The 12,482-nt window shown below is 68.4% G+C and carries 14 protein-coding genes; 9 read left to right on the forward strand and 5 right to left on the reverse strand.

Features of this window, described 5'->3' with window-relative positions; translation table 11 throughout:
* Positions 1-671: precorrin-3B C(17)-methyltransferase (locus tag CG471_RS26360; RefSeq protein WP_099234285.1), on the forward strand; the 671-nt coding region annotated here is incomplete at its 5' end.
* On the opposite strand, the gene CG471_RS26365 is transcribed toward CG471_RS26360, so the two are convergent.
* Positions 632-1,396, reverse strand: a complete 765-nt coding sequence (locus CG471_RS26365; RefSeq protein ID WP_099234286.1) for a cobalt-precorrin-6A reductase — start codon at positions 1,394-1,396, stop codon at positions 632-634. The genes CG471_RS26360 and CG471_RS26365 overlap by 40 nt on opposite strands.
* On the opposite strand from CG471_RS26365, the gene cbiE reads away from it, so the two are divergent.
* The 5 genes from cbiE to cobF are packed head-to-tail and all read left to right on the forward strand — an operon-like array spanning position 1,395 to position 5,797.
* Complete coding sequence (gene cbiE, locus CG471_RS26370) at positions 1,395-2,603, forward strand: precorrin-6y C5,15-methyltransferase (decarboxylating) subunit CbiE (RefSeq protein WP_099234287.1); 1,209 nt, start codon at positions 1,395-1,397, stop codon at positions 2,601-2,603. The genes CG471_RS26365 and cbiE overlap by 2 nt on opposite strands.
* Positions 2,600-2,962: a cobalamin biosynthesis protein gene (locus CG471_RS26375; protein WP_099234288.1), complete on the forward strand. Its 363-nt coding sequence runs from the start codon at positions 2,600-2,602 to the stop codon at positions 2,960-2,962. Before cbiE ends, CG471_RS26375 begins: the two co-directional genes overlap by 4 nt.
* The gene (gene cobM, locus CG471_RS26380) at positions 2,959-3,744 is read left to right on the forward strand and encodes a precorrin-4 C(11)-methyltransferase (RefSeq protein ID WP_099234289.1); all 786 of its coding nucleotides are present in this window, start codon (positions 2,959-2,961) and stop codon (positions 3,742-3,744) included. The genes CG471_RS26375 and cobM overlap by 4 nt, the downstream gene beginning before the upstream one ends.
* On the forward strand, positions 3,741-5,045 hold the full coding sequence (locus CG471_RS26385; protein WP_099234290.1) for a cobyrinate a,c-diamide synthase: 1,305 nt from the start codon (positions 3,741-3,743) through the stop codon (positions 5,043-5,045). Before cobM ends, CG471_RS26385 begins: the two co-directional genes overlap by 4 nt.
* On the forward strand, positions 5,045-5,797 hold the full coding sequence (cobF, locus tag CG471_RS26390) for a precorrin-6A synthase (deacetylating) (RefSeq protein ID WP_099234295.1): 753 nt from the start codon (positions 5,045-5,047) through the stop codon (positions 5,795-5,797). The genes CG471_RS26385 and cobF overlap by 1 nt, the downstream gene beginning before the upstream one ends.
* A gap of 182 nt (positions 5,798-5,979) precedes the next feature.
* Here the strand turns inward: cobF and CG471_RS30845 are convergent, their stop codons facing one another.
* The 3 genes from CG471_RS30845 to CG471_RS26400 are packed head-to-tail and all read right to left on the reverse strand — an operon-like array spanning position 5,980 to position 8,116.
* Positions 5,980-6,135 carry a hypothetical protein gene (locus CG471_RS30845; protein WP_164546039.1) on the reverse strand — a complete coding sequence of 52 codons (156 nt, stop codon included), beginning with the start codon at positions 6,133-6,135 and terminating at the stop codon, positions 5,980-5,982.
* Positions 6,136-6,153: 18 nt separating this feature from the next.
* Positions 6,154-6,864 (reverse strand): hypothetical protein, encoded by a 711-nt coding sequence (locus CG471_RS26395; protein WP_004210134.1) that lies wholly within the window; start codon positions 6,862-6,864, stop codon positions 6,154-6,156.
* Between the two features lie 40 nt (positions 6,865-6,904).
* Positions 6,905-8,116, reverse strand: coding sequence for a toxic anion resistance protein (locus CG471_RS26400; RefSeq protein ID WP_004210135.1), 1,212 nt, complete (start codon positions 8,114-8,116; stop codon positions 6,905-6,907).
* A 153-nt stretch (positions 8,117-8,269) separates the two neighbouring features.
* On the opposite strand from CG471_RS26400, the gene CG471_RS26405 reads away from it, so the two are divergent.
* Genes CG471_RS26405 through CG471_RS26415 form a run of 3 tightly spaced genes read left to right on the forward strand, consistent with a single transcriptional unit; the run spans position 8,270 to position 11,051 of the window.
* Entirely contained in the window at positions 8,270-8,611 is a 342-nt protein-coding gene (locus CG471_RS26405) for a DUF485 domain-containing protein (RefSeq protein ID WP_099234291.1), read from the forward strand.
* Positions 8,608-10,308 (forward strand): cation/acetate symporter ActP, encoded by a 1,701-nt coding sequence (locus tag CG471_RS26410; RefSeq protein ID WP_099234292.1) that lies wholly within the window; start codon positions 8,608-8,610, stop codon positions 10,306-10,308. Before CG471_RS26405 ends, CG471_RS26410 begins: the two co-directional genes overlap by 4 nt.
* A gap of 44 nt (positions 10,309-10,352) precedes the next feature.
* Complete coding sequence (locus CG471_RS26415) at positions 10,353-11,051, forward strand: DUF899 family protein (protein WP_099234293.1); 699 nt, start codon at positions 10,353-10,355, stop codon at positions 11,049-11,051.
* Positions 11,052-11,161: 110 nt separating this feature from the next.
* On the opposite strand, the gene CG471_RS26420 is transcribed toward CG471_RS26415, so the two are convergent.
* The coding region (locus CG471_RS26420) for a S10 family peptidase (protein WP_099234294.1) at positions 11,162-12,482 on the reverse strand (1,321 nt) is incomplete at its 5' end.

The raw sequence follows: 12,482 nt of genomic DNA on the forward strand, positions 1-12,482 counted from the left end.
TGGTGGGCTATATCCCCTATGTCGCGCGGGTCGCGCCGCGTGCGGGGCTGATGTTGCATCCTTCGGACAATCGGGTGGAACTGGATCGGGCGGCCCATGCGCTCGACCTGGCGGCGCAGGGGCGGCGGGTGGTCGTCGTCTCCTCGGGCGATCCGGGCGTCTTTGCCATGGCGTCCGCCCTGTTCGAGGCGCTGGAGGCCGGCCCCGCTCCCTGGCGCGACATCGACATTCGCGTGCTGCCCGGCATCACCGCGATGCTGGCCGCCGCGGCGCGTGCGGGCGCGCCGCTTGGCCATGACTTCTGTGCGATCAACCTGTCCGACAATCTCAAGCCCTGGTCCCTGATCGAAAAGCGGCTGCGGCTGGCGGCGGAGGCGGATTTCGCCATGGCCTTCTACAATCCCCGCTCGGCGTCCCGGCCGGAAGGGTTCGTGCGCACGCTGGCGCTGTTGCGGGAACTTTGTGGCGACGCGCGCCCGATCCTCTTCGCCCGCGCCGTCACCACCGCGCAGGAGGCACTGCATATCGTGCCGCTGGGGCAGGCGCGGGCGGACATGGCGGACATGCGCACCATGGTGATCGTCGGGTCGAGCCGGACCCGCATCATCGAGCGGGCACGCGGGCCGATCCTCTACACGCCGCGCGGCATCCCCGACGAGGTGGCGGGATGAGCGATCCAGTCGAGCACATCCTCGGGCCGGTGGAATTCCCGCCGGTCGGGCAGCAGGGGGCGGTCGATCATCAGCACGCGCAGGCCCAGCGCGCGCGCGGCGTCCAGCTTGGCGGCCGCGCCCGTGCCACCCGCATTCTTGGCGACGATCAGGTCGATGCGATGGTCCCGCAGCAGGCTTGTGTCGTCCGCCACCGTGAACGGGCCGCGATCCACGACCAGGGCATGATCGGGCAGGGGCGGCGGCGCATCCGGCGCATCGACGAAGCGCAGCAGATAATGATGCTGGGGCTGGGCGGCGAAGTCCTCCACATGCATGCGCCCCAGGGCCAGCATGATCCGCTGAGGCGGCCCGTCGAGCGCCGCCACCGCCGCTGCCATGTCCGGCACCGCGTGCCAGCGATCGCCGGCGACGGGCGTCCAGGGGACACGGGTCAGCGCGGCATGGGCGATCCCCGCCCCATGCGCGGCCGCCACCGCATGGGCGCTCATCGTCGCGGCAAAAGGGTGGGTGGCGTCGACCAGATGGGTGATGCTTTCCGCGCGCAGATGCGCGACCAGTCCCGCCACCCCGCCAAAGCCGCCGACCCGCACGGGCAGCGGCTGCGCCCGCGGGCTCGCCGTGCGTCCGGCATAGCTGAATGTCGCGCGGATGCCGCGCGCCGCCAGCAGGACCGCCAGCGCGCTGGCCTCCGTCGTGCCGCCCAGCAGCAGGATATTGGGCATGGATGACATGAATTCTCCCCCCTGGTTGACGATCGTCGGCATCGGCGAGGACGGGATGGACGGCCTGTCTGCGGCAAGCCGCGCGGCACTGACGGCGGCGGACCTGGTCATGGGGCCGGCCCGGCACCTCGCGCTGCTGGGCGGGATTAGCGCGCCGATGGTCGAATGGCCAGTGCCCTTCGCGGACGGGATCGCGCGGCTGCTGGCGCATCGTGGGCGGCCGGTGGTGGTGCTGGCGTCGGGCGACCCCTTCTGGTTCGGCGCGAGCAGCAGCATCGCGCGCCATCTGGCGGCCCATGAATGGTGCGCGCATCCCGCGCCCTCCACTTTCGGGCTGGCGGCGGCGCGGCTGGGCTGGGCGATACAGGATGTCGCGTGCCTCGGCCTGCATGCCGCGCCGCTGGAACGGCTGCGCCCGCACCTTGCGCCCGGCGCGCGGGCGCTGCTGCTGCTGCGCGACGGGGCGGCGGTGGCGGGGCTTGGCGCCTGGTTGTCGGCCAGGGGATTTGGCGCGTCGCGCCTGCATGTGCTGGAAAGCCTCGGCGGCCCGCGCGAGCGGATCCGGTCGATCGAGGCGGGGGCGACGATACCGGCCGACATCGCCCATCCCGTGGCGGTCGGGCTGGAGGTCGCCGGTGACGGCCCCGTACTGACGGTCGCCAGCGGTCGTCCCGACGCGCTGTTCGATCATGACGGACAGATCACCAAGGCGCCGGTGCGCGCCCTGACCCTGTCGGCGCTGGCGCCCCGGCCGGGGGACTATCTGTGGGACATCGGCGCCGGGTCGGGATCGATCGCGATCGAATGGCTGCTGGCCCATCCGGCCAATCGCGCCTGCGCGGTGGAGGCCAATCCGGCCCGTGCGGATCGCGCCCGCGCCAATGCCCGTGCGCTGGGCGTGGATCGGCTGGAGCTGATGATCGGTCGATCGCCGGACGTGCTGCCTGATGGTCCGATGCCCCAGGCGGTCTTCATCGGTGGCGGTCTGTCGCAGGTGCTGCTGGAACGGCTGGAGGCGCTGCTGCCACTCGGCACAAGGCTGGTCGCCAATGCGGTGACATTGGAGTCGGAGGCGCTGCTGGCGCTCTGGCACGGGCGGCGGGGCGGCAGCCTGCTGCGGATCGAACTGGCCGATGCCGCGCCGCTCGGCAATCGCCATGGCTGGCGGTCGCGCTATCCGGTGGTGCAGTGGAGCGTCACGCTATGATCGTCGCGGGCTTCGGTTTCCGTGCCGGCGCGACCACCGCGTCCCTGCGCGCGGCGCTGGCGGCGGCCGGCGGCGGACGGGACGTCACCCATCTCGCCACGCTGGCGGACAAGGCAGGGGGACTGGCGGAACTGGCCGCGCAACTGGCCCTGCCGCTCATCCCGATTGTGGCGGATCGCCTAGCCTCCCTGCCCACCATCAGCCGGTCGCCGGCCTCGCTGGCCGCGCGCGGCACCGGCAGCGTCGCCGAAGCATGTGCCCTGGCCGGCGCGGGGGAAGGCGCCCGCCTGCGCGCCGCCCGCAGCCTTTCCCCCGATCGCATGGCGACCTGCGCCATCGCTCAAGGAGCATCATCATGACCGTCCATTTCATCGGCGCCGGTCCCGGCGCGCCTGACCTTCTGACCCTGCGCGGCCGCGATCTGATCGCGGCCAGCCCGATATGCCTCTACGCCGGGTCGCTGGTCCCGGCGGAGCTGCTGGGTCATTGTCCGCCCGGCGCGCGCATCGTCAACACCGCGCCCATGGACCTGGACGCCATCATGGCGGAGATCGCCACCGCCCACGCCGCCGGGCAGGATGTGGCGCGGCTCCATTCCGGCGACCTGTCGATCTGGTCGGCCATGGGCGAGCAGATCCGCCGCCTCCGGGCGCTGGACATTCCTTTCACCGTGACCCCCGGCGTGCCCGCCTTCGCTGCGGCGGCCGCGGCGCTGGAGGTGGAGCTGACGCTGCCCGAACTGGCCCAGTCGCTTGTCCTGACGCGCACGCCGGGGCGGGCCAGCACCATGCCCCCGGCCGAGAGCCTGACCAATTTCGCGGTGACGGGCGCGACCCTGGCCGTCCATCTGTCGATCCACAATCTGGCGCAGGTGGTGGCCGATATTACCCCTGCCTATGGCGCGGACTGCCCGGTCGCGGTCGTGTGGCGGGCAAGCTGGCCCGACCAGCGGATCGTGCGGGCGACCCTCTCGTCGATCGAGGCGGCGGTCGCGGGCAGCATGGAGCGCACCGCCATCATCCTGGTCGGCCCGGCGCTGGACGCGGCGGATTTTGCCGAAAGCAGCCTCTACGCGCAGGGTTATGACCGGCGTTTCCGGCCGCAGCATGCCGGATCGCGCTATGCCGGGTCGTCCGAGTGACGGTGCCGGGCCTGCTCGTTTCGGCGCCCGCATCGGGCACCGGCAAGACGACCGTCACGCTCGGCCTGCTCCGTGCGCTGCGCGACGCGGGCGTGACGGTGCAGCCGTTCAAATGCGGGCCGGACTATATCGACCCGGCCTTCCATCGCGTTGCCTGTGGCCGGCCGTCCTTCAACCTGGATAGCTGGGCGATGGACGGCGCGCTGCTGGACCGGGTGGCGGCCGAGGCCGGCGATGCCGACATGATCGTGGCCGAAGGGGCGATGGGCCTGTTCGACGGGGTGGCGGGTCGGGGTGCGGCCGGCCATGGCACCGCCGCCGACGTGGCACGCCGCATGGGCTGGCCGGTGCTGTTGGTGCTCGACATATCCGGACAGGCGCAATCCTGTGCGGCGACGGCGCTGGGCTTTGCCCGTTTCGATCCCGACGTGACGATTGCGGGCGTCATTCTCAATCGCGTGGCGAGCCCGCGCCATGAGCGGCTGGCGCGCGCGGGGCTGGCGGCGGCGGGTATCACTGTGTTCGGCGCCTTGCCCCGGCACGCGGACCTCAGCCTGCCCGAACGGCATCTGGGGCTGGTGCAGGCCGGCGAGCAGCAGGGGCTCGATCAGGTGCTGGAGCGCTATGGCGCGCTGATGCGGGAGCGGGTCGATCTCGCCGCGGTTCGGGACGCGGCCCGCTCGCACGGCATCACGGCCGGCGGGCGCCTGCCCGATCCCCCGGCGCAGCGGATCGCGGTGGCGCAGGACGTGGCTTTCTCCTTCCTCTACCCGCATCTCCTCGAAGGCTGGCGACAGGCCGGGGCGCAGATCATGCCCTTCTCCCCGCTGGCCGATGAGGCGCCAGCGGACGATGCCGATCTGATCTGGCTGCCCGGCGGCTATCCCGAACTCCACGCCGGGACCATCGCCGGCGCGCAGCACTTCCTGACGGGCCTGCGCCACCATGCCGAGGATCGGCCGGTCCATGGCGAATGTGGGGGCTATATGGTGCTGGGCGACGCGCTGATCGACCGGGACGGCACCGCCCATCGCATGGCAGGACTGCTCGGCCTTGTCACCAGCCATGCGGACCGCCGGCTGCATCTGGGCTATCGGCGGGCGGAGCTGCTGGCGCCTGTTGCGGGGCTGCGAGCCGGCACCATGTTGCGCGGCCATGAGTTCCATTATTCGACCATCATGGGCCAGGATGACGCGCCGCTGATGCGGGTGACCGATGCCGATGGCGCGGCGGTCGCGGAAACCGGCTCGCGGCGCGGCTGGGCCAGCGGTTCCTTCTTCCACATGATCGCGAGCGCATGATGATCGACCTGCACCTCATCGGCATCGGCACCGGCAATCCCGATCATCTGACGGCCCAGGCGGTGCGGGCGATGAACAGCGCCGACCTCATCCTGTTGCCGCGCAAGGGCAGTGCCAAGTCCGACCTTGTCGATCTGCGCCGCGCGATCTGTGCGGCCGTGCTGACGCGGGCGGTGCGCGTGGTGGAGTTCGACCTGCCCGTGCGCGATGCGCGCGGCGACTATATGGGCGGCGTCCAGGACTGGCACGATGCCATCACCCAGGCCTGGGCCGGACAGATCGCGAGCCACCTGCCCGATGGCGGCCGCCTTGCCCTGCTGGTCTGGGGCGATCCCTCCCTTTATGACAGCAGCCTGCGGATCGCCGACCGGCTGGCGGAGAGGCGGCTGGCGATCCGGGTAAGCGTCGTGCCGGGCATCACCAGCCTGCAGGCGCTGACCGCCGCCCACGCCATCCCGCTCAACCGGCTCGGCGCGCCGGTCGTCATCACGACCGGGCGCCGGCTGCGCGACGATGGCTGGCCGGCGGACGGCGACAGCGTCGCCGTGATGCTGGATCAGGGCTGTGCCTTCGACGCGCTCGATCCCGCCGGCATCCATATCTGGTGGGGGGCCTATCTCGGCATGGCGCATCAACTCCTGATCGAAGGGCCACTGGCGGTCGTGCGGGACAGGATCGCGGGGCTCCGCGCGCAGGAACGGGCCCGGCATGGCTGGATCATGGACATTTATCTGATGCGCAGGGGGGCATGATCCTGGTGGGCGCGCGTTCAACATTACCCACCGCTACGTAAGCGCACCGTCTGAACCTCAGAAACTCTGATCGCGGACGTGGCTGTTGCGCATCCTGTTTGGACCGCTTCTAATGTGATGATCAGCTCTTCTGATTGAATGTCACGTCTTCGCTATCGTGACGTGCCGGCTCTGGCGCATCATCAGCCCCGCCGTCGCCAGCGCCGGAACAGCGATACCCCCAGTACCCCGCCGCCCACCACGGCTGCGATCGCGCCGCCGGCCGAGGCCAGCGCCCAGGCGCCGGCGGCCAGCAGGCCCGTCAGGAAATCGACGATGATGAGGGTGAGGTGGATCATGCAGGAAGGAAGACGGCGCTAGGCGCCAAGTTCCTTCGCCTCCTGATATTTCAGCTCCAGAAAACGATTCTGGGTCGCCAGCTTGTCGAGGTCGCCGCTCGCCAGTTGCTCGCTCATCCGCCCGATCTCGGCGTCGATCACCGACAGCCCCTCGATCAGCTGCTTCTCGGGCACGCGGCCATTGCGTTCCTCGCGCCGCAGCGGCGCGGGGATCGACTGATAGCCGGTGACCAGTTCGGGCAGATGATCGGCCAGCAGCTTGCGAATCTCGTGCGCAGCCGGATCCTGCTCGCCCAGCCGTTCGAGCTGCGGCGCCAGCGTCTCCAGCTTGACGCCGATGCTGTCGACCAGGGTGACCGCCGGCGCGGGCAGCGCCTTGCGCTGATTCTCCAGCCAGATTTCGGTCTTGAGCGGCAGGGCGGTCAGCGCGCTGTCGGCCAGCTTGTCCGGGCTGACCGCCCGCTCGCCCGGCAGCAGCGCGAAGAACAATGTGGTGACCAGCAACAGGCCAAGCACGATCATCACGCCACTGGTGCCCAGCGGCATGAACCAGCCCGCGATCATGGCGGCGATGATGATCGCGAAGGCCGCGCCGGCGATCCGGCCCAGCCGCCGCATGATCGATGCGTTGCGCCGTTCGCGCGCACGGCTGGTCAGGCTCTTGCCGCGCTCGCTATGGCGGCGTAGCACCGCCTCGGCATCGGCCAGCACGCGGTCGGACCGGCTCATGCCATCAACTCCGGGAAAAGGGGCAGGGTGGGGCGCATCCTTATCCCTCGATCGCGCTCAACAGCGGGTTCTCCGCGCGCGCTTCCTTGGCGGCCTGGGCCTGGCCTTCGGACCGGGCGATATAGCCCTTGGACTTTTCCACCTCGTTCGACAGCACCGTGACTGTCGTCTTCATGTTTTCGAGCGCCTTGAGCTTGAACGTGTCGATATTGTCCATGGTGTCATAGATATTCTGGAAGGCACGCTGCAGCGTCTCGATCGGGATCGTGCTGCTGGCCGCCTGCTCATGAATCTGCGCGGTCTGGCTCTTGAGCAACTCGCCGGTCGAATCGATGATATTGGCGGTCGTGGTGTTGAGCGCGGTGATCTGTTCCAGCACCAGCCGCTGGCCAACCAGCGCCTGCGCCACGGTCACGGCGGTGCGCAGCGCGGCGACGGTGGTGGTGCTGGCGCGGTCGACGCCCTTTACCAGCTCGACATTATTCTTCTTCACCAGGTCCAGCGCCAGATAGCCCTGCACCGTGACCGCCATCTGGGTCAGCAGGTCCTGGGTGCGCTGGCGAATGTAGAAGAGCGCGCTCTCGCGGATCGCCTTGGCCTTGGTCGGATCGGTCGAATCCAGCTCCAGCGCCTTGGACTCGAGGCGCGCGTCCATGGTCTTGCTGATGTGGATCATCTGCTCCAGCTTGCCCATGGTCTGCCACATATTCTGGCGTTCCACGTCGATCGCGGCATTATCCTTGATCAGCACGTCCTTGCCGCTGGCGAGGCTGCCCAGGATCGAGTTGATATGCGTCTGGCTCGACTTGTAGCTGTCGAAATAGTCGCGCATCTTGTTGCCGAACGGGATGATGCCGAACAGCTTCTTGGGCGCGGTCAGGCTGCCGCGCTTGCCCGGGTCCAGATCCTCGACCGTGCGGCGCAGTTCAGCCAGGTCCGCACCGACCTTGTTGTCGCTGTCCATCGCGCGCACCGGCCGATCGAGGAAGCGGTTGCTGTGCCCGGCGGCCTCGGCAATTTCCTTGCGACCCATATTGGTCAGCTGGTCGACGCGCTGGCCGAAGGCGGGCGAATTGGCGTCCTGCGCGACCAGATCGTCGATGAAGGCGTCGACCTTCTCGTCCAGCTTGGATCGCTTTTCCTCGTCGATCGGCACCAGCCCGGCCGCCTTTTCGGGCGCGACCACCGGCACCGGGTCGGGCGGCGTGAGGTTCAGCGTATCAGCGGTCGCGGTCGGCGCGGTCGAAGCCATGTCATCTCCCAGGGGCCAGATCGGCCTTGCTGTCATATGTGCATAAAACAGTAAGGCCGCAAGTCTCTCTCCGTGCAGATATAGGCGCTCGGGCCATGCCATTGCAATCGGGGGGCGTCTGGTTAGCATGGCGCAAAGACCAGAGGAGAGTGAATGACGCAGCAGGAAGGGCATGCCCCGGCCGATCCCCAGGCCGCGATGATCGCGGCGGTGGCGGCCGATCCCCGCTATGGTGAACTGGTGGCGCGGCGGGCGCGGCTGGGCTGGTGGCTGTCGGCGATCATCTTCATCGCCTTTGTCGGCTATCTCGCGCTGATCGCCTTCGACAAGGCGCTGCTGGGCATGCCGATCGGCGATGGCGTCACCTCGATTGGCATCCCGGTCGGCCTCGGCCTCATCCTGCTCGCGATAGCCTTGACCGGCCTCTATGTCGCTTATGCCAATCGCCATCATGACGCACAGATGGCCGCGATCCTGAAGGATCATGGCGCATGAGGGCGCGGCTTGCCGGCGCGCTCGCCCTTATGCTGCTGCCCGCTCCCGCCTTCGCCGCCGCGCTGGAGGGGGAGGCGCAGCGTCAGCCGATCAACTGGGTGGCGATCGCGATGTTCGTCGCCTTTGTCGGCCTGACCCTGTGGATAACCAAGGCGGCGGCCGCGCGCACCCGCACCGCGTCGGACTTCTACACCGCCGGCGGCGGCATCAGCGGCTTCCAGAACGGGCTCGCCATGGCGGGCGACTATATGTCCGCCGCCTCCTTCCTCGGCATATCGGCGCAGATCTTCACCGACGGCTATGATGGCCTCATCTACTCCACCGGCTTCCTGGTCGGCTGGCCGATCCTCTTGTTCCTGATGGCGGAGCGGCTGCGCAACCTTGGCCGCTTCACCTTTGCCGATGTCGCCTCCTACCGTTTCGCCCAGCCGCCGGTGCGCAGCTTCGCGGCGGTTTCCACGCTACTGGTGGTCAGCTTCTACCTGATCGCCCAGATGGTGGGGGCGGGGCAGCTCATCAAATTGCTGTTCGGCCTGCCCTATGCGGTGGCGGTGGTGATCGTCGGCGCGCTGATGATGCTCTATGTGCTGTTCGGCGGCATGCGCGCGACCACCTGGGTCCAGATCATCAAGGCGGTGCTGCTGCTCGGCGGCGCCAGCTTCATGGCGCTGATGGTGCTGGCCCAGTTCGGCTTCTCGCTCGAAGCGCTGTTCGCCCGCGCGGTCGCGGTGAAGAGCGCGGCCGCGCAGGCCGCCGGCGCCACCCCGGCCGAAGCCGCGGCAAAGGGTCGGGCGATCATGGCGCCAGGCGGCTTCATCAAGGATCCGGTCTCGGCCATCTCCTTTGGCCTTGCCCTGATGCTCGGCACGGCCGGCCTGCCGCATATCTTGATGCGCTTCTTCACCGTCCCGGATGCCAAGGAAGCCCGCAAGTCGGTGCTGTGGGCGACCGGCTGGATCGGCTATTTTTATATCCTGACCTTCATCATCGGCTTCGGCGCGATCATCCTGGTCGGCACCGATGCCGGCTACAAGATGGCCGACGGCACACTGCGGGGCGGCGGCAATATGGCGGCGATCCATCTCGCCCATGCGGTCGGCGGCAACGCGTTCCTCGGCTTCATCTCGGCCGTGGCCTTCGCGACGATCCTGGCGGTGGTGGCGGGGCTCACTTTGTCGGCGGCCTCGGCGGTCAGTCATGACCTTTATGCCACGGTGCTGAAGCCGGGGCGGGGGGCCTCCCCCCGCCAACCGCCCGGCCCGCGGGTCCCCCCCCCGGCGCCGGGGGCGCCGGCGGGGCCTGCCGGGGGGTCGGTCCGGGCAGCGGAAGGCCGCCTTCCTGGCCCGCCCCCCCTTCTTGTCGCCGCGTCGGGCAATTTCCCGGTGCTGATCCTGTCGCTGCTGTGGAGCGGCTGCACCACCCGTGGCGCAGCCTGGGGCGGCACGATCGGGCTGCTGACGGCCTTCGTCCTGACGCTTCTGTCGCCGGCGGTGTGGACCACCACCTTCGGCCTTGGCCCGGCGCCTTTCCCCTATAGCTCGGCGGCGATCTTCTCGGTTCCGGCCGGCTTCATCGCCATCTGGCTGATCTCCCGGCTCGACCGATCGCCGCGCGCAGCCGTCGACAAGGCGGGCTATCCGGCCCAGCGGGTGCGGGCGGAAACCGGCATCGGCGCCTTCGCCGCCAGCGACCATTGAACCTTCTCCTCCCGCGCCGCGTTCGGCGCGGGAGGAGAGAGGCCATGGACGAACAACTGACACCGGCCGCCGATATGGCGGCGCATCGCCAGCCGGCATTTCCCGGCGAAAGCGCGGACTATGCCAAGGCGCGGCAGCAACTGCTGGCGGCGGAGATCGACTTTCGCCGCCACATGACGCGCCTGACCGCCCAGCGCCAGGCGCTGCCGCCCGGTCCGCTGATCGAAAAGGATTATCGCTTCAAGGACGAACAGGGCTTCGAGGTCGGCCTGATCGACCTGTTCGGCGACAAGGACGTGCTGGTCAGTTACTATTGGATGTACGGGCCGGAACGCGAGCGGCCCTGCCCGATGTGTACCAACTGGATCGGCGCGGTCGATGGCAATGCCGCCGACATCAAGCAGCGCGTCGCCTACAAGATATTGAGCCGCAGCCCGGTCGAACGGCAATTCGCCTTCGCGCAGGAGCGGGGCTGGCGCAACACCGACTTCATCCAGACGATCGGCGACGATTATGCCCGTGATCTCGACCTGCTCCAGCCCGACGGCGAATATCCTGCGCTGATCGTCTATCGCCGCGACGGCGATCAGGTGCGGCTCTTCTGGATGAGCGAGATGGGACGGGAGATGGCCGACCCCGGCCAGGATCCCCGCGACGCGCCCGACATCGCCGCGCTCTGGTCGATCCTCGACCTGACGCCGCAGGGGCGGCCGGCCGACTGGTATCCGAAGCTGCGCTACTGACCCTCGCCGTCATCCCCGCGGAAGCGGGGTTCCATCTCCCGACGATGCAATTATGCGCCAAGTCAGGAGATGGGTTCCCGCCTTCGCGGGAATGACGACGGGAAATCAGATCAGCGCGCGCCCTCGGCGTAGTAGCGTTCCATATCCAGCCGCATCTGGTGCAGCGCTTCCGGGTTCAGATAGACCATGTGGCCCGCCGGATAATATTTGAACTGCAGGTTCGGCCGCAGCGCCGGCTCCAGCATCATGTGCTTGAGGTCGCGCTCGGTCGAGAAGAAGGGCGTCGCCATGTCATAATAGCCATTGAGCGACAGCACGCGCAGATGCGGGTTGATGCGCATCGCGGTGCTGAGGTCGGCGGTGACGTCGGCGACATTCTGCTTGCGGCCGGACGGTGGCTCATGGCTCCAGTCCCAGTTGAAGGCGCCGCCTTCCCGCGCGCTCAGCCGATAGCTGAGGTCGGTCTGATAGCCGAGCTTGTTGGTCAGCTGATCGAGGAAGCTGCCGACATAGAGGCCGCTGATCGCGGTATCGGACGGATCATATTCGGGATCCTCGCCCGCCGCATCCTCGTCGATCCCCTTGTAGCGGCTATCGAACCGGCCCAGCGTCTCGCGCCCGTCGCGCAGCAATTCCTTGCGGAAGCGGCTGAGGCTGACGCGCAGATTGGCGCGCTTGAGATAATCCACCGACAGGCCGGTGAAGCGGCTCATCTGCTGGGCGACGGCGTCCTCTTCCTGGGCGCTGATGTCCTGCCCCTTCAGCAGCGCGGCGGCATAGGGGCCGTTGGCGAACTGACGCGCTTCCTCGATAAAGGCTTCCAGGCTGGCCGGGCGGCCGCCGGGGACGCGGTTATGATACCAGGCGGTCGCCGCATAGCTGGGCAGATAGCCGATATGGATGGTGTCGAAGCCCGACTGGCGGATGCCATAATTCATGATCGACGACAGCAGGATGACGCCGTTAAGCGCCATGCCGCGATCTTCCAGTTGATAGGCCAGCGCCCCCGATCGGGTGGTGCCATAGCTTTCGCCGAAAATATATTTGGGGTCGCCCCAGCGGCCATTCTTGGTGGTGTAGCGCAGGATCGCCTTGGCAAAGGCATCGACATCCTGGTCGACGCCATAGAAATCTGCGCCCTTGGCGTCGCCCAGCGGCCGCGAATAGCCCGATCCCACCGCGTCCAGGAACACCATGTCGGTGCTGCCGATCAGGCTGTCGGGATTGGGGCCGACATCGAAGGGCGCGGGCGCGACCGCTTCGGGATTGCCCGTGCGCACATGGTCGGGCGCAAAGCTGCCCATGCGCAGCCACAACGAGGCCGAGCCGGGACCGCCATTGTAGAAAAAGGTCAGCGGTCGATGCTTACCCGGCGCGGTATAGGCGGTGTAGAAGACGCTCGCGGTCGGCTTGCCCTGGGCGTCGCGGATG

The sequence above is a fragment of the Sphingobium sp. IP1 genome (genome assembly GCF_002708645.1).
In the GTDB taxonomy this organism is placed as follows: domain Bacteria; phylum Pseudomonadota; class Alphaproteobacteria; order Sphingomonadales; family Sphingomonadaceae; genus Sphingobium; species Sphingobium yanoikuyae.

Bases quoted from the DNA above. Each gene is read 5' to 3' on its own strand.
- cbiE (WP_099234287.1), top strand. From the start codon at position 1,395: ATGGATGACATGAATTCTCCCCCCTGGTTGACGATCGTCGGCATCGGC.
- CG471_RS26365 (WP_099234286.1), bottom strand. From the start codon at position 1,396: ATGCCCAATATCCTGCTGCTGGGCGGCACGACGGAGGCCAGCGCGCTG.
- CG471_RS26375 (WP_099234288.1), top strand. From the start codon at position 2,600: ATGATCGTCGCGGGCTTCGGTTTCCGTGCCGGCGCGACCACCGCGTCC.
- cobM (WP_099234289.1), top strand. From the start codon at position 2,959: ATGACCGTCCATTTCATCGGCGCCGGTCCCGGCGCGCCTGACCTTCTG.
- cobF (WP_099234295.1), top strand. From the start codon at position 5,045: ATGATCGACCTGCACCTCATCGGCATCGGCACCGGCAATCCCGATCAT.
- CG471_RS30845 (WP_164546039.1), bottom strand. From the start codon at position 6,135: ATGATCCACCTCACCCTCATCATCGTCGATTTCCTGACGGGCCTGCTG.
- CG471_RS26395 (WP_004210134.1), bottom strand. From the start codon at position 6,864: ATGAGCCGGTCCGACCGCGTGCTGGCCGATGCCGAGGCGGTGCTACGC.
- CG471_RS26400 (WP_004210135.1), bottom strand. From the start codon at position 8,116: ATGGCTTCGACCGCGCCGACCGCGACCGCTGATACGCTGAACCTCACG.
- CG471_RS26405 (WP_099234291.1), top strand. From the start codon at position 8,270: ATGACGCAGCAGGAAGGGCATGCCCCGGCCGATCCCCAGGCCGCGATG.
- CG471_RS26410 (WP_099234292.1), top strand. From the start codon at position 8,608: ATGAGGGCGCGGCTTGCCGGCGCGCTCGCCCTTATGCTGCTGCCCGCT.
- CG471_RS26415 (WP_099234293.1), top strand. From the start codon at position 10,353: ATGGACGAACAACTGACACCGGCCGCCGATATGGCGGCGCATCGCCAG.